This window comes from Massilibacterium senegalense (genome assembly GCF_001375675.1).
Classification (GTDB): Bacteria; Bacillota; Bacilli; order Bacillales; family Massilibacteriaceae; genus Massilibacterium; species Massilibacterium senegalense.
Map to the genome: position 1 here is coordinate 467,992 of NZ_LN831785.1, position 23,081 is coordinate 491,072.

Below are 23,081 nucleotides of genomic sequence, written 5' to 3' on the forward strand. Positions count from 1 at the left end.
TTTATAAACATATAAGTAAAGTATGATTTATGAATAGCATATTCAACCCTTTTAAAATAAAAAAGGACACAAAAAAGGGTTACTTTTCAGTGACCTAGAAAATAATATCTCTTCCTTCATTGGTATTGATAAACTATTTTTTAACAAAAAATAAGCCGCACCAGGCAATAAGACCCCGTTAGAAAATGGTTGATCGTTTTCTTTATCTATCCTTTCAAACAAAACAATCCAACATCTTTCGTTATCCATCAAGTGCTTTGTTTTCGTAAAATAGATAGCCCCGTTGTTAATTCTTCAAAAGAGGCATATGCATATGATAGACGAATATGATGTAGGTTATTTGATTCATAGATATATCCTGGATTAATTAATACGTTTTGTTTTAACAAGTTTAAAAAATAAGCTTTATTGACAATCGGTTTGTTGAATCGCAACCAAATATAAAACCCACCTTCTGATGTTTGCCAGGTTGCTATTTCCTTAAAATCTTTTTTCAATATATTTTCGACAAACGTAGCTCTTTTTTTCAATTGTTGACGAAGGGTTTGTATATGTTTGTCGTATAACCCCATTTCTAACCAATACGCCACAATCTCTTGAGAAAAAGCACTAGAACCATAGTCTGTTTGCATTTTAATATCTGCTAAGCGCTCGATTACTGGAGTCGGGCCAACAATCCAACCAATTCTTAATCCAGGGCTTAATGTTTTCGAAACACTTCCGATATAGAGTACCTGTCCCGATCTGTCGAATGACTTTATCGGCAAAGCAGTTCGATCAAATAACAATTCACTATACACATCATCTTCTATAAGAGGGACTCGTAGTTTTTTACATGTGTCATACACTTGTTTCTTTTTCTCTAGCGACCAACTACGCCCTGTTGGATTTTGTAAAGTTGGGATACAGTACAAAAGCGATTGTCTTTTTCCCTGTAATAAAGACAATTGTTGTGGTGATTTTTTATCGAGTGAGACAGGTACGATACGCATTCTTGCAGATTGAAATGGATGGACGGACTGTAGGTAAGACGGTTGTTCTTGAAACACGATAGAATGTTGTTCCAATACGCCAATTGCAATTAATTGTAACGCTTGCAACGCTCCTGATACGATTAAAATATTTTCGGCTTCCGTTTGAATTCCCCTTTTACGCAAATGACGACATAAAAGTTGACGTAGTTTGAGACTTCCTTGTGGCGGCGAATAACCGATTGCTTTAGGTTCTATCGAAATGCTTTTTAATGATTTTTCTAATTGCTTTGTCGGTAATAATGTAGGAGATAATTCTCCTGTTCCTAGTCGAATGATATTGTCTTTCTGTTCGTATTCATTAATTAATTGGATAGTATGATTGTTTGGCTCATGAATACTCGATTCAATGTGACGAGTCCAATTCGGTTGCACGCTATTTAACATGACATTCCATGAGTTGTTTGCTACATATACCCCTGAACCAACCTTTGATTCAAGTAACCCCTCTGCTTTTAGTTCATCTAAAACGAGCTGTACAGTACTCCGATTCACCTTCCATGCTAAGGCTAATTTCCGTTGACTTGGAATTTTCATTCCAACCGTCCATTCTCCTCTTTCAATCCGCTCCCTTATCCAATTCAAAATTTGCTGTTGAATGGTTAAATGAGATTGACGATTTGGTTCCCAATTCATCCAATCACCCCTTAAAGTGGATGGATAAACTTCCATCCAATTGGTTGTTTTCTTTTAGTTGTACCATAGTAGAATGAATCTTGAAAGGAAGTCGATGACATGGAAGCAATCATTCACGGGATCATTTTAGCATTTGGGCTTATTTTACCTTTAGGTGTTCAAAACGTATTTGTCTTTTCGCAAGGGGCCACTCAACCGTATTTATATAAAGCTTTACCTGCTGCTATAACGGCGGCCATTAGTGATACACTCTTAATTCTTCTAGCCGTTTTGGGATTGTCATTACTAGTCTTACAGTTTGCCTGGCTACGGTTCGTATTAATGATGATTGGAATCATTTTTTTACTTTACATGGGGGGTATGATATGGAAATCTGAAGGAACGACAACCAATGAAAATAAAGCACTCTCTTTCCGCCAACAAATTCTTTTTGCCTTATCCGTATCTTTACTCAATCCGCATGCTATTCTTGATACAGTTGGAGTAATCGGGACAAGTGCTATTACATATAGCGGACTAGATCAAGTACTATTTACCGTTGCTTGTATTTCAGTATCTTGGGCTTGGTTTTTAGGACTAATTGTGGCAGGGAATCAGATAAAAAAATTGAATTCAATTCAATTTATGCATATTTTTCATAAAGGATCTGCTTTATTTATTTGGGGAACAGCAGTTTATCTTTTATTTGGGCTTATTGAATAAAGAAATCTTCCATAGGGGGATTTTACCTCTCCCCCTCTTACCTTACCATTTTAACATGGATGTCTTACCGCCCATTCATGAAAGATAAAAAAATCATTTTGATTCCAACGATTTATTAACAGCTTCCAACGCATGTATGACAGTTGTATCAAACAATGGTACAGTGGCATCTTCTTGTTTTACCAATAACCCAATTTCCGTACAACCAAGAATGATTCCTTCTGCCCCGCATTCAACCAAGCGTTCCATTACTGCTTTATAATACTCCCTCGATACTTGCTTGATTTCTCCTACACATAACTCTTCATAAATCACTTTGTTCACCAGTTCGCGTTCTGGCTGATTGGGAACTAAAACATGGATGCCACTTGATTCTAATCTGGACTTATAAAAATCTTGTTCCATTGTATACTTCGTTCCTAGTAGACCTATCGTACTTATGTTAGATTTTTTAATTTGGTTTGCTGTAGCATCTGCGATATGCAAAATGGGTATGCTAATTTTTTCTTCCATATGTCCAATGACTTTGTGCATCGTATTTGTACAAATAACAATAAAATCTGCACCTGCATTTTCTAATGAAATTGCAACATCCCCCAATAGTTCACCTGCTTTATCCCAATCGCCTTCAAACTGATACTGTTCTATTTCTGCAAAATCAACACTATATAACAAACACTTTGCTGAATGCAGACCTCCTAATCTATTTTTAACCTCTTCGTTGATAATTTGATAATACTCCACTGTAGATTCCCAGCTCATTCCACCAATTAATCCAATTGTTTTCAAAAGGTTTCACTCCGATTTCATGAAAATTTTTCAAGCATAACTTTTGCCTAATAAGTACATATAAAAAATTACATACTCTTGTGAATGTTTTATGTTCCCTACATGAATTAGTGAAAGGGATTTACTAGTCGCACACTATAAAACCGCAGCCCTTTTAAATTCCCCTGCATTTCAAAAATACCTTTTTCTATCAACTTTCTTAATCGATACTCTAAAAATACATCTCCTACACACTGATCTAAATGTCCTAACGCTTCTCCTATTAATCTCGCAGATTTCATAAACTCTTCCGATTCTTGTTCACGTTCCCGCTCTATCTGAAGTTTTTTTGCTAAATTCATCATGTACTGGTCATAATAGTCTTCTCTGACACTCTTTATTTTCTCTTTTCTCCAAATCCGCAACGTTTCCTTCGTTTCCGCAAGGGCTAACCATTCGTTTTCATACTCTTTTCTTTCATGTTCCGATAAAATCTGACCCGCACCTTGTTCGTAAATGACTTGCAATTGTTCTGAAGAAATTTCTCCTGTATGCAAAACTGTGTATTTACTATCTGGCCGATTAAAATGTTCTTCATATGCTTTTGTTGCGTTGACTACGGTGATTTCGTTTGGTTTGTTTGATAATGCATGTAGCACAAATCGAAGTCCTGTTTGCTCGTGTGCATTTTCAGCTACCCAAATGATAATCGGTACATCTTCCGGAATTGCACTCATTTGGTTTATCGATTTATGGAAGAATTGTTGAAAATCTTCCTGTTCATCATGATAGATTTGTTTCATCCAATCTAATCTAGCTTCTTGTCCTATTTTTTTATGCAACATCCAAACAGGTCCAATCGAAAACATTTCCCAAAAGGAAAGTACTTTTTCTACTGGATCAACTTTCATTTCCCTTAGAGCCATTTTCAGTGATCCCGCAGTTGAATCTCCAAAAACAATATGGACTTTTTGCATCTCGTTTTCCATCGTTTCTGATTGTTCTTTTGGTAGCTTCAAAACTAATTCATACATTTTTTCTATTGTACGAATAAACTGTGTTTCTGGATAATCTGTTTCTCTCCACAACGCTACTTGACACATAACTTGAAAAAGCAGCGTTTTAGCTTCTGATTCTGGTAGTTCTTCGATGATTTTTTTCAATTTTTCTATCTGCATAAATTATCCACCCCTTTTCTAAAATGATTTATTTTTCAATGATACGTATTCACACAAACGATCATCTCCATTGTTTAAATACTCATATACACACAAAGATTAATAATGCGTGCCAGTTTCGCGTTAAAAAATTTCACCCCCATCCTTTATTTACGACAACGAGTGGTGATAGCAAGAGCATTGATAGCGCGTAGAGATGTATGCCCATAACGTTACAATCACTTACAACTTTAGCAAACTGTCCTACTATCCTTTATGTGACACATCATGTCGAATACATTTTGTAGCAAAATAATCTAAAAAAACATACGTGACCTTTTTGTTTAACTTATCCATAGCATTTGAAGGATTGTCATAAAAACAATACTTACTAACGGAACGATTCTCATTGCTTGCAAACCAAAAAATGTTTTGTGAACCGTTTCGAGTGGATTTTGTGTTGGTGAACCTAAATAGCGAATAAATCGTTGCCATCTCGTTTGTTTCATCGCAAGTTTTTCTTTCGGTATTTCAACGGTATAAGCATCCAGTTGGTTCTTTAAAACTACTTCATCTTTAAATTCATCCTTCATCCTGAAAATCCTCCTTTAGTTCGTCCTTCAAAATTTTGATGGCATGATGTAACCGCGACTTTACCGTACCTACTGGAATAGCTAATATTTGTGCAATTTCTTCTTGTGGCAAATCGTCATAATAAGCAAGAATGATGACAGCGCGTTGTTTCTCAGGCAATTTTGCAATTGCTTCCTGGATGATTATTTTTTCATCTGTCGAAAATCGTTGTGTCGAAATCGGCACTAAAAACGGCAAAAGAGAACGCCATTTTTTACGACGATTTAATTTGTTCATAAGAAGCCGATAAGCAATTTGAAATACGTATGCTTTAACGATTCCTTTTTCGCTATCAAATTCGTGTTTCTTTTTTTGTAATACTTCAAATGCATCATGAACGATATCGACACTTAGCTGCTCCTCACGAGTATAACGATATAAAAAACAATATGTTGGCTTATGTAACTGTTCATAAAGGGCTGCAAATCCTCGTTCATCACCTTGCTGATAGTCCTTCATCCACTCCTCATTACTCTTGATCATTTTCTACCTCTAAATGAGCTTTGATTGATTTTAATGTAACCGAAACACGAGAAAGAAGATACAAAATCGTCACAATTACCCATGCTTGAGATTGATTAGTAAAGAACTGAACGAAAGGATTTTCAATCGTTTCCCCAGATGAAAGAAGAAAGTTTAACGCTTGTACGCAAATAATCGTATACATCGCTATGACTAGTGTTAACGAATCAAATACATTCCAGCGTAGAAAAACGGTTGTTTTGTTATAATTTATTTTTCTATTTTCTCGTACAATGTATTTGCGATCATATGGAATCATAATCGCCATAATAATAGTAATAAAAATCCCCGTCACCACTAATGACACCGTCCAACCAATATCCATTTTTACCACCTACCTTCCATACATTTTTTTCGCAAAAAAACTAAGCAATACACTTAATACAAGGAGAATAAGAAGATACTGATAAAAAGGTAACCAAGTGCTATTCGTTACGTCTAATTGAGCTTGTAATGTATCATTCAAATACAACATCGGATTCCAGCTTAAAAATACATAATAATCTTGTGGGTCCTTACCATTAATCGTTAAAAATAAAGACGGCATCGTAATCGAAAACATGCCTACTATCATAATGGAAGTTAACATACTTTGTGCAACCTTTTCATTTTTAAACATGCCTGCCAATATAAAACTTAACGGATAAAGTGTCAGCAAAACAAAGTTACACATAAGTAAAATCATAAAAAATGTGCGCAATGAAATAGGAATGAACAACCCATATCCAACTAAAATGAACACTAAAAATATATTCATTAAAATAAAAACCCCAGCGCCCATTCCTAAGTAGTAAGCAAAAGAAGAAATATCGGTACGCTTCAACCAGTGAAAGGTTCGATTTGCTTTTAACTCTACTAAATTAATCGTAGCAGCAGAAAATGCAAACGAGTAAATGAGTAACATGATAGATATCGGTAGAAACTGTCCCTTCACCATATAATCGAATGTTTCCGTACTATTTGTTAAAGCAAATTTACTCGCCCAAGACATAGGAATAAACAGAAAAGCCGGCAATAAGTTTCCTAACAACACCCCTAAATTCCTCACATTTTCTAGCATATAGCTTTTCGCAATATGGACAATCATCCTACCTTCCCTCCTAACACTTGACCCGTTACTTCAAAATAAATACCCTCAATCCCTGGAAATATCGTATTTTGATACTTCTTCTGTACTTCATCCTTTGTACCATGCTCTATCATCTGTCCCTTTTGTAAAATATAAACGTAATCAAACAAGGATTCAAAACCCGCTACCTCATGGCTAATGACAATCATTATTTTCCCTTCTTGCAATTGTGTCGTTAAAAATTGCTGTAATTTCTTTTTCTTCGTTAAATCTAAATCGGCAAAAGGTTCGTCTAACAAAATAATAGGTTTATTTAATAAAAAAGCTAAAATAATAGAAACTGCTTTTCTTTGACCACCGGACGCATGTTTCATTAAAATATGTTCAAACGACACAATATCTAGTAAGTCATATAACTCTTGTATGTTAGATGGATTCGTTATAAGTTTTTGAAATAATACTATTACTTCCCGTATTTTTAAGTTGGGATAACTTTCAAATGATTGATATTGAATTGCAGTTTGATCATACGCATGAAAGACTGCATCATTTCTATAAATAGAACCACTATCGTATACTTCGCCCCCTGCAATACAGTTTGCTAACGTTGATTTACCAGCACCATTTTCACCTAAAAGCAAATAACATTTTCCTTGTTCAAACGTTGCTGAAACACCATCTAATATAGCCTGACTACCATATTTTTTTACAAGATTATGTACATGTAATACCAATAAAAAAACCCTCCCTCATTGTGTTTTCATTACCTATACACATAAGGAAGGGAAAAAGTTCATTTTATTTTTAAAAACAATCAATTATTCATCACTTCTCTTTGCTGTTCATCTACGCATTGATACAACCTTCTAGCAGGTAAGCAAGCAGCAACGTGTTTTATTATCTTTTTTCTACTAAATATAACGCCACTTCTCACTTAAAATGTGCCCATATTAAAAACCATAGAATCACCTAGCTTTAGGTGTTCCATGGTTTTGATGAGTGTGTTTGAACTTTATACTTTAGCTGCCCAAATTTCTATTTCAATTTTTATCTCGGGTAACCCTAACTCAGCAATATATCCAATCGTCATTGCTGGATAATCATTGCCAAATAATTGTTCCCACTCTGAATCAAAAAATTCCCAATCAATTTCCTCAGTAGCCCATATGTTCACTTTTATAATGTTTTCAGCGCTTAAGTCCTCAGAATCTATCACTGTTTTTATATTGATAAATGTATTACTTACTTGTTCATTCATAGTTTGTGGAAATTGTCCATTTCCATCTACACCGACTTGACCTGATGTAACGTATAACTCTGCATTCCTTGGAATTTTTGTAATATGTGTGTAATTGCCAACTGGTGCCGGAATACTTGTTGGGTTTTTTCTTGTGATTTTTTCGTTTTTCATTTATTTACCTCGCTATTTAAAAGATTTTTCTGCAGTTTTTCCTAGAACGTCAAATTTCGACTCACTTCATCCTTGAAAAGATTTCTAGAAAAAAACAGCAGTGGAGTATCCATATCCGTAAGATAAAAACTTAAGTGATTTTTTCTTCATGGTAAACACTCCTCCCTCTTAAAGTGACAAGATTTTTAATAATTATTGCTATTGTATAGGAAATAGGTTCTTTACGCAACTTAAATATTAATCTAAAGTATGTATATGCTTGTCGCCATTGTAGTTGTAAAATTAAAGTGTTCCCTCATCCCATCTTCCAAACCCTTGTCATTCCTGTCTTTCTCCCGTTTTCTCTATTTCCATTGTCAAATGAGTTGTTCCCTAACTCGCTTATTTTCCATCCTGTTTTTTGTAAATACCTTGATTTTTAGAAGAATAAGTTGTTCCGTAGAGACAGGAATATAAGGAATTAAGAAGGAGGGTTTCCAGGCTTTTTTCTGGTTCTTTCTCCGCTTTTGGACATAAAAAACGAGGAAAACTAGAGACAATCCTCCAATTTTCACTCGTATTAGGGAATAACTTATTTGATCAAGAGAACAAGTTATTTTGCTACGGAACAATCGAATTTTGCGATAACAATTATATTTATTGTTAATGATATACCACATATCAGGAGCATATAAGACTTAATTGAAAATTATAAGGGAGAGTTACAGGTAGACACAAAAATGTCAAATGACAATAGAGTTGTTTAAATCTAAATGTTTCTTTGGAATAAAGTTTGATCAAAATTCCTTGCAAACCCAATTTCTATGCTAACTACAAAAGGCTGCACTTTGAAAGATAATTTTTTTATGAGCCCTTTTGTTAACGTTATATGCGGGTTACCTGATGTATCTAATCAAAACTTTATTTTAAAAGCAACACTTATATCTTTTCATTATTCATTTGATTTAATTTTTGTATACAATTTCAACGTATCCACTATTTGTGCTTTGTCTGGATGACTAATGTCTTCTAGTGGAGCCCCCATGACGATACTTATATATTCACGATCATTTACCAACCCAAGTGTTGCCCAACATTGTCCAGCCTCATACGTTGTACCAGATTTTCCACCAATAATTTCAAAACCGTTTTGCTCCCCTTTATTCAGGGACGTGAGAACAGTTGATTTTAACAAAATTCCATCAGGATGGTCTGCAGTTGGCGTTGTTTGAAATGTCTCTGTTGTAAAAATCGTTTTAAAATGACCATTATCTAAAGCATAATCTAAGAGCTTGGCCATATCAGAGGCTGTCGTATATTGTTTTTTATTATGGAGGCCTTCAGGATTAGTAAAGTGTGTCCCATTTAATCCTAGTTCAACAGCCTTGTCATTCATCATTTGAACAAAGCCTTCCACACTTCCGCCCACATGAATAGCTAAAGAGTTAGCTGCCTCACCACCAGAAGTTAAAATAGTACCATATACAATATCCCGATATGTTACTGCTTCCTTTCCAAAAAATCCTGCCATTGAAGAGTTGCTTGCAACCATTTCCCGATACGTATCTATATCTATAGGAGCAATTGCAGACAAGTCATCAATATTCTCAAGTGCTACAATTGTGGTCATAATTTTTGTGAGCGATGCAGGATATGCCTTAGACTTAGAATTCTTTTCATAAATTACATTTTCGGTTTCCCTATCAACCACATAAATATAAGGACTGACATAATCATCGGTACTAAAAAGGTGAAAAAAATCTTTCATATTTACATTCAATGTATCTTCTACTCTAAGTAATACAAATATAACAATTATCATGATCGTTGAAACTTTTACAAACGTTAAAAACCTTCTCATACCGCCTCTACCTTTCAATAACAACATATTTGCTTGATTATCTATAATGAATGCTTTAAAACACTGTTTTCTTAAAGAAGCCCGCTACTTTAAGCGCAATAATTCACAATATAGCTTGAACACTTTTCCTGTGAAGATGGTAATTGTCATTCACTTTTTTCCTATTTCCCTGCGTATAAGGATTGCCTAGGAGGGCTTTCTCCACTTTGCAAATCATGTATGCTCCGTCCAAAATTCATTTGTAAATGGGGGTAATCTTTGAAGTCCTGCCAGTCTCCTCCCCATTGAAAGCCTAATTCTTTTGCAATGTCGACAACTTCCAACCAATCCGATTTTCCGTTTCCGTTATCATCGAAAGTCATATCCCATATGGGTTGTTTCTTTTGATTTAGTAAGGCAAAATCAATGGCTAGTCCATAATTATGGTACGACTCGCCTCCCTGAGCGTGAGTAATAATTTCTCCTTCTGTAGTTCTTCCTTTTGTATAAAGATGATTTTGTTCTTCAAAACTGCGAAAATCATCTGTAATCATGACCTCAATTCCTTGTGCCTTTGCCTGTTGGATTAGCTGTTCGCTTCGCTCGGAAACGACATGATAAAGCCCGTCCGGCAGTTCAGAATCTAGATTATTTAGTTCATTTAAGAAAGTTACACAGAAAAATAATATTAATAAAAAGAAAAAGCCCCACTTCTTCATTTCTTAGTTCCCTCCCATGCTTCTTGACTTAAAATATAGGTGAAACTATTTAAAAAATAAGTGGGGTAATTCTTAAATTTTTCTTAAATTGTATATCAAAGATCATTATTCTCAATGGGTTCATTCACCTCATTTGGCAAGCGGACTTCAAAAATTGTCTGGATTATACTACTTTCGGCAGTAATCGATCCATTATGCTGTTCCACGATATTTTTAGCAATGAACAAGCCAAGACCTGTGCTATTTTCTTTATGCGTCCGTGACTTATCTCCGATATAGAACATATCAAAGAGATGTGGAAGTTCATCTTTAGGAATGCTGTCTCCGTAATTAACTACCTGAATAACCACATCGTTTTCATCAATAGAACCATTAATATCAATATACTGACCGTCATATCCATAACGAATTGCATTAGTCATAAGATTTGCGAACACACGTGCCAATAAATCTCCATCACCCATAATAGGTAAATGAGTATCACAATTCATCCGAGCAATTAAACGGTTCTTTTCAAATAAAGGATACAATTCTTCTAATAATTGATTAAGAAGATCAGTTAAATTTATTTCTTTTTTTCCGACTGGAAGCATTCCATAATTCATTCTAGTGATCTCAAATAATTCATCAATTAGTCTTTCTAAGCGTTGGGATTTAGTAAAGGCAATCGTTAAAAAATGTCTAGTTTGCTCTTTAGTTAGGTTTTCTTCTTTAAGGATTAAGTCCAAATATCCTAGAACAGAGGTAAGCGGAGTTCGCAAATCATGAGCTAAATTTACGACTAATTGATCCTTACTGCTTTCTGAAAAATCCCCTCGTTGAATCGCTTCTTGTAATTTTTCACTTGCCAAATTAATGTCTAGGGCAATCTCACCAAACTCATCATTGGATCGAATATGTACTCTATGATTAAAGTCACCATGAGCAAGGTTACGAATTCCGTTTGAAATCTCATTAAAATAGATAGAATAGGGCTTAGTAAGTAAAAAGAAAAAAAGAAAAGATATTAAAATAAATAAGATAAAAAAGATATTAAAATCCCCGAATCTCCTCATCAAAATGCGAAGTTGAGCCAAAAAATCCCCGTATTGAACCTCTGTGTGATAATAGAACTGGAGAACTTTAAAAGTTATATACGTTATACTACCTGATAAAAACATGCTTAACCCGAATAAAAGTACCATTTTCGAACGAAAACTACGCTTTATTTTAGCCATTGAATGTATACCCTACTCCCCATACTGTCTTAATCCATTTGTCCTTCCTTTTATCTTCTTTAAGTTTTTTCCGTAGCGTACGTATATGAACCATAACGGTATTACCACCTCCAAAATATGCTTCATCCCACACCTGCCTAAAAATATTTTCCACACTAAAAATCTTCTTAGGGTGACTCGCTAATAAGTACAAAATATCAAACTCTTTAGGTGTCAGCTCGATTGTTTCTCCATATAGAGTAACTAGACGCTGCTCAAGAGAAATAACTAATCCCCCATACTCTAAGACGATTTGATTATCTGTAACTGTATTAGGCTTATTTAACTTCATGAACCGACGGAGCTGAGCATTAACACGAGCTACCAATTCTATTGGAGTGAAAGGTTTAGTCATATAATCATCTGCTCCAATTACAAGTCCATGTACTTTGTCAAAATCGGATGTTTTAGCACTCAAAAATATGATAGGCATATTATACTTTTCACGAATACGGCGGGTTACCTCATAGCCATCCACTTTTGGCATCATGATATCTAAAACTAGCAAATCAATAGGTTGAGTCTCAATGATATGAATAGCCTCTTGTCCATCTGATGCTTTAATAACATGATACCCCTCTTTTTCCAGATGAATGGCAACAAGTTCGGCAATTTCCTCTTCATCATCAGCAATCAATATCGAAATATCTTTCATCTTCCCACTCCTCGTAATTCGAAACTTCCTATTAACTTACCCGGTACTTTAAGTATATCGTTTCGCAATCTCTTCTATAGTTTTAAATCTTATTTTGGCATTTCCATATTAAATGACCCAATTTTCGGATCCAGAGGAGATAAAAAGCGATATGACTGTATTCCAAAACCACCCAAGCGATAAATTCACAAGAATCTAAAAAGCCTAAAAGCCCATTGATCTTGAGTTTCTTTGAAGTGCTTTATCTTTATACTCTCCTGATTTTGTAAAAAGGAATGGCTCCAACTACCACTAGAATTCGCCAAATTATTAGGTAAATTATTAATAATATGTTCGTTATTAACATAATTTCCTTTAGATAGCATTAATAAAGTTAATAATGAACGATTATCCGGAACTGCAATTTCTAGTTTATAAGATGTCTTCAAATTAGTCGATGCTCTGACAATCGCACATACTCTCCTTCTCCCATCCGGCAAATATGAAAACTTCCGTCCTAAAGGAAGATAAACAAAATTCACAGAAACACTTAAGTGTTTATAAAATTCAGCAAGATACCTAATCATTGCAATGAATTAATCTAATCCATAGTTCATATATGTATCAGCAATTTCCATAGATTGGAATTCTATAGGTGTTATCTCCCCTCCATACATTGATTCATCTAGCCCAAAAACGCCCTGTTTTATTCCTTCACCTTGACCGGAGTTTGAAATGTATACTTCTCCTTGGTTCACTTTTTGCTCTTGTTTTGGTATCCTATTTACTATAATTGGTTGATGGAAAGTCATCTGAGTAGTCTCTATATCAATGACCGGTTGATTCGCGTCCTCTCTTGATCGCTCTCCGTTGTTTTCATTTAATATATGTACTTGCGACTGATTTTGATTTGACAGTCGCTTTTTTCTTTTATCTGGTGTATATAGACATTTTTTTATTGATTTATGTTGAATATCCAACACTTTAAAAATATCTGTTGTATGTTTTCTTGCATAAATAAAACCACATGAACATGTAAATCTACCAATCAAATTTTTCGTTTTAAAATCCCTTATTACTTCTACATCCTGAATGATGAACTGCTTATAGTGTGATGTAGCCTTATTTAAACAAGGAAATGGACCAGTTACAAATGCACCTTTATCTGTAAAATTATACTAAAAATATTTGATGTCCCGCTGTAAAAATTGTAAGAAAAATAAATGGCGCAATGGCTGAATACAACAATTCATTTGGATATGGATTTGTGAAGAAATGCAGCATTTAATCACCTCATATTTTTTTATTATAATAACTTCACCGACCTGATACTCAATTTTATTATGTAAGATTTTATCTTCTAAGAAATTATATTTCTTCCTCAACTTACATCTTATATATTTTTCAATTTTATTAGTCGCAATAAAATATCTCTTTCTTTCATAGAGAGTGTAAAATATTTTGTGTAAATGAAAAATTCCATGTAAAAAGGAAGGCCTTTTCTTGGTAGAATTAAGTCACCATAACCAATCCTAGAAAAGAGGTCTTCCCTATGAATCAGTTTACAACAGAAATTGTCGATGCACTAGTGAAAAAGCAAGATATTACGGAAGTTTTCCGTTCGCACCTAGAAATGACAATCAATTCGCTGCTGGCGACGGAACTAACAGAATTTCTAGCCTATGAAAAGGATGATTGGACTGGCTTTAACTCAGGCAATTCACGCAATGGGTCTTATTCGCGCACGCTTCACACAGAGTATGGCAACTTGGCCATACAAATCCCTCGTAATCGTAATGGCGAGTTCAAACAACAGACGGTCGCTCCTTATAAGTGCTCAAACGATACGCTGGAAGAGACGGTGATTCACCTATTCAAGAAAGGTATCACGATGGCTGAAATCGCTCAGTTAATCGAGAAAATGTATGGGCATCATTACACACCACAAACGATTTCGAACATGACAAGGGCGGTATCGGAAACAGTTGAAGCGTTTAATAAACGTCCGCTGCACAATCGCTATGTGTGCGTGTATTTAGACGCAACGTATATTGCCGTACGTCGTGATACGGTGTCAAAAGAAACTGTTTACATCGCTGTTGGAATTCGTGAAGACGGCTCAAAGGAAGTGCTTGCTTACACGATTGCCCCAACGGAGTCGGCTTACAACTGGCAGGAGCTGCTAAAAGAGCTGAAAGACCGGGGCGTGGAAGACGTCCTATTATTCGTATCAGATGGCTTAAAAGGCATGGCTAACGCTACTTTTAGCGTGTTTCCAAAAGCGAACTATCAAGTACGTCTTGTGCATGTTGGTCGCAATATTATGCACAAAGTGCGTGTAGAGGATCGCAAGGAGGTATGCGAAGATTTTAAAACGATTCACCAGGCAAAGGACGCCGAAGCAGCTGAGCTAGCTCTTGGGCAGTTCTATTAAAAATGGAGAAAAAAGTCACGAAAGGCTTACTTGATAACCCATATTTACTGACGTTTTATCAATTCCCAAAAGCGATTTGGCGAAGCATCTACTCGACAAATCTGATTGAATCTTTTAATAAACAAATCAAGAAATATACGAAACGTAAGGAACAGTTCCCGAACGAAGAATCGCTGGAACGCTTCTTGGTAACGCAATTGGAAGATTACAATCAACGTTTCGTCACGCATTGTCCTATCGGCTTTAATCAGGCCCGTGCAAAGTTGGAAGAAATTTTTGAGCAGTTGCATGAAGCTGTAAAATAATCAGGACGCGCCAGCGCGAAATTTGGATGTATAGGAAAGGGCTAGCCCTTTCCTATACATCCAAATCAAAGCCACGAACAAGTCTATTTGAATACGAAAGTGACGAACTACCTTAAAGGGTTGAAAAGTCATTTACACAAAAATATTGACAGTCCCAAAAAAGCCTTACTTCCAAAAAGGTCACCTCGTTTATTCAATTTTACTTAATTTTTATTTTACTCTTACTCCATTTTTAATTCAATTTCTTCATGTAGTTTCGACATACAATCTCAAAATGTTACATAAAAAACAAGTGTGATTGTCGAAAATAGGCCTCTAGTTTCAAAGATTATCAAACCCTGCTATAACTGATAAACTAAAGTGTACAGTTTCCTAACTAATAGGTAAACACTGGAAAGGACACCGATTCTATACCGTAGGGAAAACAACAGAATAGAGCAAAGATAACGAAGAGAGAAGAAGGTTTAAATCCTTATTGGAAAAGAGATTGAGGGGTTTTGAACAAAAAGAAAAGGGACGAATTCCTACTGAATCCGCCTCGATATTGTATTAATTTATGATTGAAAAAAACCGTTTGAATAATGATTGATTACATAATAGACTACCCGTTGCCTTTGCCGTTTGGATACCAACTATTTAGCAGTAGGTACCGACTTTTTAGCATAGAATCCAACTTTAAGGCAGGGAGATATAATAGAAAAACGAGCATAGAATAAAGACCAAGAATATTTCCCTCATATCTTTAAAGTACCTATAGTTCAACATCTATTGCGATTCTGACACTTCATTTAAAATTGATATAAGTATATTAGATTCTCATTACTTAAAAGGAATAAAAATAATCAATGATACTTAATAATCCAAGGTGGATTGGGTATCTTGGAACATGATATGGCTTTCAACTTACTATCACTGTTAAGAGAATACACACCGATTTTTGATGGATCATAATGATTAACAATTACAGTCACTAAAGAGTCCCTGTACTCTGCAGGGATATACTTTGATAAACGCTGTATCGCAATTAAGTCTCTTTTACTCGGGTTAAGATTATTAGACAAATGCGTATGCCAATCGCCCAAAAAGTACAATTTGTAATTAGATAGTTCGTTAAGTTTATTGCAAAACTTAGTTACATATTTACCATCAATTTCAATTGAATCAAAAGACATTTTTGCATTTTCTCCTGGGTCTGAGGCATGGGTAATAATCAATTGTTCTCCCTGTTGATATCCAACGAGTGCACCCCCTACCTCAGTTTTGAGTTCATGTTGACCAATAATTTCATTTATATTGGAAATACTATTCTCTGTAAATAATACTTTATTGATTTTCATAACATACATCACAGTCCTCTAATGCAGGGTTACTTAAATACTCCACACTATAGTTCCGATTCCCTCCATGGTCTCTTTCACTCCATAAAATATAGTGTTTCTTATCCAAATCCACACCTAACAAGGTGTCCATAACAGCTTGCGAAACTAACCCACCTGCAATATTAACACTTGATATTCCTCCAATGAATGTTGGTTGATCACAGCCTGGTGCAAACTGCATTTCTCCTGCAGGTGAACTTGGAGGTTTCTGCTGTCCGTGATTTCGATTCCAACAACCCCAACATCCTGAATGATTAGGTATACATTTTACAACTTCACAGCTCCAAGCCCCATTTGTAACGGAGCTAATAATTAGAGGTATTTTATTATTAACACAAAGTCTATTTAGAAAATGTGATACACTGTGCTCCCCTGTAGTATCTACAATTATATCGGAGTTTACTAATACCTCATTAATCCTTTGATAAAAAGAAGAATCTTTAATATTACCTACTGCAACTTCATATACATCTACTTTTGCCATTGGTGCTAATTCTCTGATTCTATCGCCAACACCAATTACTTTAGGCAGCCCATACCAATACTGTTTAACTTGATGTCTTATTGCATTCGAGGGTTCATAAGTATCATAATCAAACAAATTAAATTCATTGACTCCTTCTTGTGCCAAAGTAGTTGAAACAATTGACCCTAAAGAACCTGACCCTACTATTGTAACTACATGATTTCTTAATAAGGAGCCATAAGGAGTACGAATTTTATGATCATCTTCACTTACCAAATAGCATTGTATCCATGAGGCGGTTCCCTGAAGGATTTTTAAGGCAATCCATGCCATTCTTTTATTTCCTTTTTTACCCCACTCATCTTCAAAAACAAAGAATAAAAATTGATTTTTACTTGGTTTTATACGAATGTTATTCTCAACCAACCATGACTTAATATTTTCAGTTGTCAATGGTGGAGGGCTATTTACCATGTAAATCTTAGACCTATATAAGGTTGAACCTTCGAACCAATCCTTGTAGCCAGAATGTGCATCGTTATTCTCATTTTGTAAGGTAATTGATTTGAGCATTCCTCTCTTTTGTCTAACAGAGTAATTTATTACCATATCATTTACACTCTCTAAATCAGAAAGTACCATATCTCCAAACGGTGGAGGTATTAATATACCACCATCCGCATAATTATATTGGTTTACAATTGGTTCTGGAACAAAATCATTATAAATTCCAGATTCCTCGTCAATTGTTAATGGTGAATAATTAACTATTAGTTCCTCAGCCTCTTGGAGAACCTCCCTCGCCGTAAAATCGGCTCTCCATCGTTCAGAGGAAAAGCCAAAGCAACATAAAGACTTAGTTAATTTCCTCTGGTGCCGTACTAAAACCAATTCATCTTTAACATCACTAATCACCGTAGGCGGAAACGAAGGGTATCCGTTTGGATATATAATTCTCAATGGATACTCTTTTAAAACTGATGATTTTCCAATAAACTCGACAGTATCACTATGTTTATTTAATAAGAAGCCTTTTGATTCGAGGAAATGTTTCTCCCTCTCAAAAACCTCTGGCATCTTTTCATACCATAATATCCCTTTATCCATGTCTTCTATCTGGTTGCCTCCCCCAATCGGACGTATTCCTCTTCACCACACTGGAACCTGTATAATAACTATTATTAGTTGTACCAGTGAAGTCATTAAATACCTTTTTCCAAGCAGATAATTGACTATCATTGTCATCATCTAAATAACTTAAACAATTAGATGCAGTGGTTTTCATAAATAGTTTTTTGTGATATTCAATTACATCAGCAACGTTATTATTTGAGTTGGCAGGATCTATTAGGTTGATATCCTCAACATTGTCTACAATATACTCTAAAACTTCTTTAGTTCTATCCTTCAAGCCTGTAGCAACCGAATCCTCTAAAGCCTGTATAACCAATAATTCCATAGCAAATGATTTAAACTTTACATTCCATTTGTTTTTCCAGATTTTCATAAGTTTAATTACATTACGACAACCACTCTCAGTAATGTGAGACTTATGCTTCTCTATGTTTGTTTTAATTCTACTATCATCATCAGACCGATATAAAAATACGTCATTATTACTATCATCTTCCTCATCTATTCGACGACCAGGAACTACATCAACATCGAAATCTATTAATCCAATTGATACTTTCTGCTTTCTTACATTATAATTATCGTCTAAAAAGTCGAATACTGCGTTATACATTTCCTTTAATGTATCAAATGATTCCTTCTTGAAATGAAAAGCAAGGTCTAAATCTTTACTCGAATTAATTGCTGTATGCTTTGCTATAGACCCTGAGTATTTAACCGTTTTAACCTTATCGCCAAATTCATCTCTTATTGCTATTTCTACTTCATCTCTCTTTTTCTTAATCTCTTCTTTAGCTTTATCATCAATCTTTTCTTCTTCAAGTAACGATTCAAGATATTCCGCAATAGTCATTATTTTATCTCCTCTCATATGATACTACATTTGCTAAAGACACCATATTGCTTGTTAGGCTCGTCGGCATATTTGCTAAAACAGCATAAGGGTAAGAATTAATTAAATTAGCGTCCTCCCCAACAATCCTATTGTCAAAAGTCGCATAAACTACTATTGGAATGCTTAGGTCTAATTCCTTCAGTTTTCCAATATATTGCTGTATTATCCCTTCCTGTTCTTTTCCATCTAATTCATATCTATAAATAATAATATCTATTTCTTTATTATTAATTTTTTTCTCAAATTCTTCAAATTCATCTAAACCGATTATTTGTGCTTCCCCTACAATCCCACGAATCCTGGCTACTTCAATGCTCTCCATTTCCTCTTTTTTATTTTCAGGAGTTAAAACTACAACCCTACTGTTTCGAATAGAATGTTGGCTTTCTATAAAACGTTCTAATTCATTGTATTTTACCTCAAAACCTTCAATCGTAGGATCAATTAAACTTTTAATTTTATTTTTCGTTTCTTCTTCAATTTCCTTTACAAAATTCTTTATGGTTGTGTTTGCCTGCTCTCCAATTTCATTAATAGAATGCTTTATAGTTGTATTAGCATTTTCTTTTACTTCTGTTTTCGTTTGACCAAAAATCCAATACAGGACTATTATTCCTCCTGTTACCAAGACACCTAATGCCACAAAAAATAAGCTGACTAAGTTCATGAAACTCTCTCGGTCATTATTTGCAAAATCCTTATAGTTTGTATACTCCTGTTTAAGAAAATCTATTGTTTTTTCAGCATTACCATTTCCTGTTGTGGAGTTGCTAACGATTAGATTATTGACCTCACTGCTTAATGCAGCAAGTTTTTCTTCTAATTGATCCTGCTTTTTGTTCGTTGAATAATGAATGTATAATAAAAAGAATAAATTGAAAGCTAATAGAATTATGAGTAGTATCCCTAGCACCTTTTCAATATTGCTTTTCAACATATCCACCCCCTGTATTTCTATTTATTATTTTTCCAAGTTAATCTAGCATGGAGAAATTATTTACTGATTCCCCTGACTAGCCTCTCAGGTGTAAAATGTAGAATTATCAGTTCAAAGTATTAATTATTATCTACATAATTAGAATAATACTTTTCCCAATAATTCTCCTCGTCACCAACTATACTATGTAACCACTCATACATTAGCATATTTTCCAGCAATCGCTTTTTTCTATCTCATAAAGGGTTTTTTGGAAATTTTGGGGTATAGCATGTTTAAATTAAATAAATTACTTTTTTGCTTATAATCATACTCATATGGCATCCAATCTTGATTTGTTTTTATTCTATGTTTGACTGGCCACATAGAAATATCTTCAAAAAACCTGTTTGTGTAATCAGTAACAAATGCCCAAATATTCACTTTGTATTTATCCCACGTATTGTTCACCCATTTATCAATTTCTTCTGATAGGAGGATTGGTAATTGATCTTTTTGACTATGGATGCGATGATAATCTTTTATAAATCTAAACAACATTTCAGTTTGATTCCCTAAAAAAGGATTCTTTTTGATAATTTGCGAATAGCAATCGTATGAACATGCCCTAAATTCATCTTCTTTATGGTATAACAGAAATAATTCATTCCTCTTTAAGACACTTATAATGGAGCGATGTATATGTTTTTCATGATCATCATAAATACTCACAAGCCAGTCCTGAATTTCTCGGTCATACTGTCTCAACTGATTTCTAAACTTTTCTAACCTCTCATTATTTACGAATGTTTTTTGATCCATCTCATCAACTGGAAGATACTGATTGAAATACTCAAAAACATAATTGACACAGATTCTCAAATTTTCCATGCGTTCATTTACATCGAACTCATTTAATTTATCTTCTTTTTTACGGCGAGCTACATATTCCTCCAAATTCAGCATCCTGTTATCACCTCGCATACAATAAAAATGTATTCTTGCTTTCTTATTAACCCTGAAACTCTTAATTATTAAGTTCTCTAAAAACTCTACAAGGCATATTCAGCCTTGCCTACAGTCACTATCTACTTCTATTTTACAGCAAAAGTCTAATAAAACTATGCAAATACCGAAATATTCCAACTAAACATTATATTATTTATCAAACCATCAAAAAAGAGTATCCCATTGTTTAGAGATACTACCCCATGTCTATCAAACAACTATGAAGAAGCTCATTCACTTCTTCGTAGAAGTTTTTCTTAATTCCAGCCTGTCTAAGCACCTTCCAAACTCTTATCTTCTCTCCGTCATCATCCATTTTCTCAATGACATATTTTATCCGCCGTTGTCGAAACTCTTTGTCTGATTCACAAACATCATCTATAAATGCTTTAGTTTCAGGCATTTTGTCCATATGTTGCTCCAATAACGCTCTTTCTCCGATTGCATCCCCAATAGCTTTAACTGTTATCATTTTCGGCTTACCAGGTCTGTTTTGTATATCCTCTGTCGCCTTTTGAACACTCTTTAATATTTCCTGATCTCTTTTCTGCCAATCTACTCGTTGATTTACACTCTTAATCTTTCGCAATTTAGGTGAATGATCGTTTAACCATTCTCTATCATTTCTATATAAAAAGGCATAAGTAGAGGGCTCTTGATTCCTCAACGCTGTTTTGGATAGCTCTGGTTTTCCTTGCTGTAACTTTATCCAGATTTGACGTTTTTGTTCCAATATAGCCTTCTTTGAATAATGTTCTACTTTGGATTTAACTTCACTCTTTTTACCGTTTGCATATTTAATCACGGTTCCAACATCTGCATTCATCCTTCGAGCAATCTCCCGATAACTTAGGTTTTCTTCTACCAAAGATTGTAGCTCATTTTCCCATATGGAACCAAAGTTCATAATACGAGTATACTTATACCGATCTTCTTGCTCTTGATCCCTACCTTGCCTTGTATAGGAAAAACCACATGTGAGGCAAGTAAACCTTCCAATTGGTTTCTTTGTTTTCTCACAACTTCTAATAGTAACCTCTTCAATGAGATCTTTCTTATACTCTGAACACACAACGTTCAAACAAGGCCATTTGGGTTTACCAAAGGGGTTACTTTCAAATGAATTCTCCTTAAACACCGATTGAACATCCAATCCAAGAAAATTTAGCATCAATATGTGATAATAAGGATGAAAAGACTGTCGGTGTTTACGAGAAATATTGAATAACCATTGTCCAACACCTGCATGAAGACTCTTCAGCAATTCTTCAGGATAATACCCACGAAAATTATCATGCAAATACTTCTAATCCACCCGCCCATTATGGTTAGCAAATCCTTGATCCATTAAATGATAACGATAAAATCTTGTGAAATGTGAAAAGGACTGGGATTCATAATGCCCATTCAATAAATGCTCAGCTTGTAGAAGGACTTCCTTGAATCTTTCTAGGATATTCCAATCCACTTTCTTTTCCCTAGTCAAGTCACAATTACTTGTAGTCGGCAATATAAAGGCATGCTTATTTGAATGAGTGATTGGCACTGCACTATCCTCCAACCAGAGTTCATGTTTTGGACAGACAAGATTCCCTGGTAGTTGATGTAGTCGGTGCCAGTATAGCTCTCCATATATAGAAAGATCCTCTCTCGAACATGCAGAACAGTATTTTAAATACTTATTTTGAGGAATGGAACATGCCATGATTCCAGATTGCATGTAAATACTTTTTCCATCATCACTTGTCATAGAGTTATAAATTGATTGAGCCTTTTCGGTTGGTAAGAACACTGTATAAAATGGATACATTGTATGATTTTCTATAAGTTCTTTTTCATTTAATGTCGTATTTGTAGGTAATCGCTTAACAAGCGAAACAATTCTCGATGGCAAAAATACAGAAGCACTTATTGTTCGTTTACCAAATAAGTCCTCTAATGTGTGTTTCCAATAGACATTGCCAGATCTAATGTGATACCGGGCAACTATACTATATAAAAGCTCATCTGGATAGGGTGTTGGAAATTGAATAATCATGATACTGCACCAGAGTCAGGATAATCTTGCTTTATTACACCAGCATTTTTTAACGATTGGTACGCATTTAATCGTTGATTTTTCCCTTGTTTAATAATAGTTCTTAAATCTTCACCAAATAAATTATCATCACTTTTTTCATCACTATT

Annotated in this window: 22 protein-coding genes and 2 pseudogenes; 2 read left to right on the forward strand and 22 right to left on the reverse strand. The window is 34.7% G+C overall.

Features of this window, described 5'->3' with window-relative positions:
- Positions 1–248: 248 nt before the first annotated feature.
- The gene (locus tag BN1372_RS03050; RefSeq protein ID WP_062197384.1) at positions 249–1,667 is read right to left on the reverse strand and encodes an aminotransferase-like domain-containing protein; all 1,419 of its coding nucleotides are present in this window, start codon (positions 1,665–1,667) and stop codon (positions 249–251) included.
- A gap of 99 nt (positions 1,668–1,766) precedes the next feature.
- On the opposite strand from BN1372_RS03050, the gene BN1372_RS03055 reads away from it, so the two are divergent.
- The gene (locus BN1372_RS03055; RefSeq protein WP_062197385.1) at positions 1,767–2,369 is read left to right on the forward strand and encodes a LysE/ArgO family amino acid transporter; all 603 of its coding nucleotides are present in this window, start codon (positions 1,767–1,769) and stop codon (positions 2,367–2,369) included.
- Positions 2,370–2,462: 93 nt separating this feature from the next.
- Here BN1372_RS03055 and BN1372_RS03060 read toward each other — a convergent pair whose 3' ends face one another.
- From BN1372_RS03060 to BN1372_RS03130, 14 genes and pseudogenes are all read right to left on the reverse strand, one after another.
- The gene (locus tag BN1372_RS03060) at positions 2,463–3,158 is read right to left on the reverse strand and encodes an aspartate/glutamate racemase family protein (protein WP_062197386.1); all 696 of its coding nucleotides are present in this window, start codon (positions 3,156–3,158) and stop codon (positions 2,463–2,465) included.
- Positions 3,159–3,265: 107 nt separating this feature from the next.
- A complete protein-coding gene (locus BN1372_RS03065; protein ID WP_062197387.1) occupies positions 3,266–4,315 on the reverse strand; it encodes a DUF1835 domain-containing protein in 1,050 nt (349 codons plus the stop codon).
- 323 nt (positions 4,316–4,638) lie between these two features.
- Positions 4,639–4,887, reverse strand: a complete 249-nt coding sequence (locus tag BN1372_RS03070; RefSeq protein WP_062197388.1) for a hypothetical protein — start codon at positions 4,885–4,887, stop codon at positions 4,639–4,641.
- Positions 4,877–5,386: an RNA polymerase sigma factor gene (locus tag BN1372_RS03075; RefSeq protein WP_062197389.1), complete on the reverse strand. Its 510-nt coding sequence runs from the start codon at positions 5,384–5,386 to the stop codon at positions 4,877–4,879. The genes BN1372_RS03070 and BN1372_RS03075 overlap by 11 nt, the downstream gene beginning before the upstream one ends.
- Positions 5,387–5,396: 10 nt before the next feature.
- Positions 5,397–5,774 carry a hypothetical protein gene (locus BN1372_RS03080; protein WP_062197390.1) on the reverse strand — a complete coding sequence of 126 codons (378 nt, stop codon included), beginning with the start codon at positions 5,772–5,774 and terminating at the stop codon, positions 5,397–5,399.
- Positions 5,775–5,783: 9 nt separating this feature from the next.
- Positions 5,784–6,536: an ABC transporter permease gene (locus BN1372_RS03085; protein WP_062197391.1), complete on the reverse strand. Its 753-nt coding sequence runs from the start codon at positions 6,534–6,536 to the stop codon at positions 5,784–5,786.
- Entirely contained in the window at positions 6,533–7,252 is a 720-nt protein-coding gene (locus BN1372_RS03090; protein WP_062197392.1) for an ATP-binding cassette domain-containing protein, read from the reverse strand. Before BN1372_RS03090 ends, BN1372_RS03085 begins: the two co-directional genes overlap by 4 nt.
- Before the next feature lie 278 nt (positions 7,253–7,530).
- A complete protein-coding gene (locus BN1372_RS03095) occupies positions 7,531–7,929 on the reverse strand; it encodes a RidA family protein (RefSeq protein WP_062197393.1) in 399 nt (132 codons plus the stop codon).
- 931 nt (positions 7,930–8,860) lie between these two features.
- Positions 8,861–9,769, reverse strand: a complete 909-nt coding sequence (locus tag BN1372_RS03105) for a D-alanyl-D-alanine carboxypeptidase family protein (RefSeq protein WP_062197395.1) — start codon at positions 9,767–9,769, stop codon at positions 8,861–8,863.
- Between the two features lie 161 nt (positions 9,770–9,930).
- On the reverse strand, positions 9,931–10,467 hold the full coding sequence (locus BN1372_RS03110; protein ID WP_062197396.1) for a M15 family metallopeptidase: 537 nt from the start codon (positions 10,465–10,467) through the stop codon (positions 9,931–9,933).
- A gap of 95 nt (positions 10,468–10,562) precedes the next feature.
- On the reverse strand, positions 10,563–11,684 hold the full coding sequence (locus BN1372_RS03115; protein ID WP_062197397.1) for a HAMP domain-containing sensor histidine kinase: 1,122 nt from the start codon (positions 11,682–11,684) through the stop codon (positions 10,563–10,565).
- Positions 11,677–12,378, reverse strand: coding sequence for a vancomycin resistance response regulator transcription factor, VanR-F/VanR-M family (gene vanR / locus BN1372_RS03120; protein ID WP_062197398.1), 702 nt, complete (start codon positions 12,376–12,378; stop codon positions 11,677–11,679). Before vanR ends, BN1372_RS03115 begins: the two co-directional genes overlap by 8 nt.
- A gap of 185 nt (positions 12,379–12,563) precedes the next feature.
- Positions 12,564–12,944 carry a Tn7-like element transposition protein TnsE gene (locus tag BN1372_RS15815; RefSeq protein WP_187118382.1) on the reverse strand — a complete coding sequence of 127 codons (381 nt, stop codon included), beginning with the start codon at positions 12,942–12,944 and terminating at the stop codon, positions 12,564–12,566.
- Positions 12,945–12,953: 9 nt separating this feature from the next.
- A pseudogene (locus tag BN1372_RS03130) lies at positions 12,954–13,505 on the reverse strand (TnsD family Tn7-like transposition protein); the annotation flags it as partial.
- Between the two features lie 404 nt (positions 13,506–13,909).
- Here BN1372_RS03130 and BN1372_RS03135 point away from each other — a divergent pair.
- A pseudogene (locus BN1372_RS03135) lies at positions 13,910–15,096 on the forward strand (IS256 family transposase).
- An 842-nt stretch (positions 15,097–15,938) separates the two neighbouring features.
- Here BN1372_RS03135 and BN1372_RS03140 read toward each other — a convergent pair.
- The 7 genes from BN1372_RS03140 to BN1372_RS15465 form a co-directional block, all read right to left on the reverse strand.
- Positions 15,939–16,442: a Mov34/MPN/PAD-1 family protein gene (locus BN1372_RS03140; RefSeq protein ID WP_062197401.1), complete on the reverse strand. Its 504-nt coding sequence runs from the start codon at positions 16,440–16,442 to the stop codon at positions 15,939–15,941.
- The gene (locus BN1372_RS03145; RefSeq protein WP_062197402.1) at positions 16,420–18,048 is read right to left on the reverse strand and encodes a ThiF family adenylyltransferase; all 1,629 of its coding nucleotides are present in this window, start codon (positions 18,046–18,048) and stop codon (positions 16,420–16,422) included. The genes BN1372_RS03140 and BN1372_RS03145 overlap by 23 nt, the downstream gene beginning before the upstream one ends.
- Positions 18,041–18,928: an SMODS domain-containing nucleotidyltransferase gene (locus tag BN1372_RS03150; RefSeq protein WP_062197403.1), complete on the reverse strand. Its 888-nt coding sequence runs from the start codon at positions 18,926–18,928 to the stop codon at positions 18,041–18,043. Before BN1372_RS03150 ends, BN1372_RS03145 begins: the two co-directional genes overlap by 8 nt.
- Positions 18,929–18,932: 4 nt before the next feature.
- The gene (locus BN1372_RS03155; protein ID WP_062197404.1) at positions 18,933–19,907 is read right to left on the reverse strand and encodes a hypothetical protein; all 975 of its coding nucleotides are present in this window, start codon (positions 19,905–19,907) and stop codon (positions 18,933–18,935) included.
- Between the two features lie 231 nt (positions 19,908–20,138).
- Positions 20,139–20,852 (reverse strand): hypothetical protein, encoded by a 714-nt coding sequence (locus tag BN1372_RS03160; protein ID WP_325062676.1) that lies wholly within the window; start codon positions 20,850–20,852, stop codon positions 20,139–20,141.
- Positions 20,853–21,090: 238 nt separating this feature from the next.
- Complete coding sequence (locus BN1372_RS15460) at positions 21,091–22,194, reverse strand: TnsD family Tn7-like transposition protein (RefSeq protein WP_062197405.1); 1,104 nt, start codon at positions 22,192–22,194, stop codon at positions 21,091–21,093.
- A 6-nt stretch (positions 22,195–22,200) separates the two neighbouring features.
- The gene (locus tag BN1372_RS15465; RefSeq protein ID WP_062197406.1) at positions 22,201–22,932 is read right to left on the reverse strand and encodes a TniQ family protein; all 732 of its coding nucleotides are present in this window, start codon (positions 22,930–22,932) and stop codon (positions 22,201–22,203) included.
- Between the last annotated feature and the right edge of the window lie 149 nt (positions 22,933–23,081).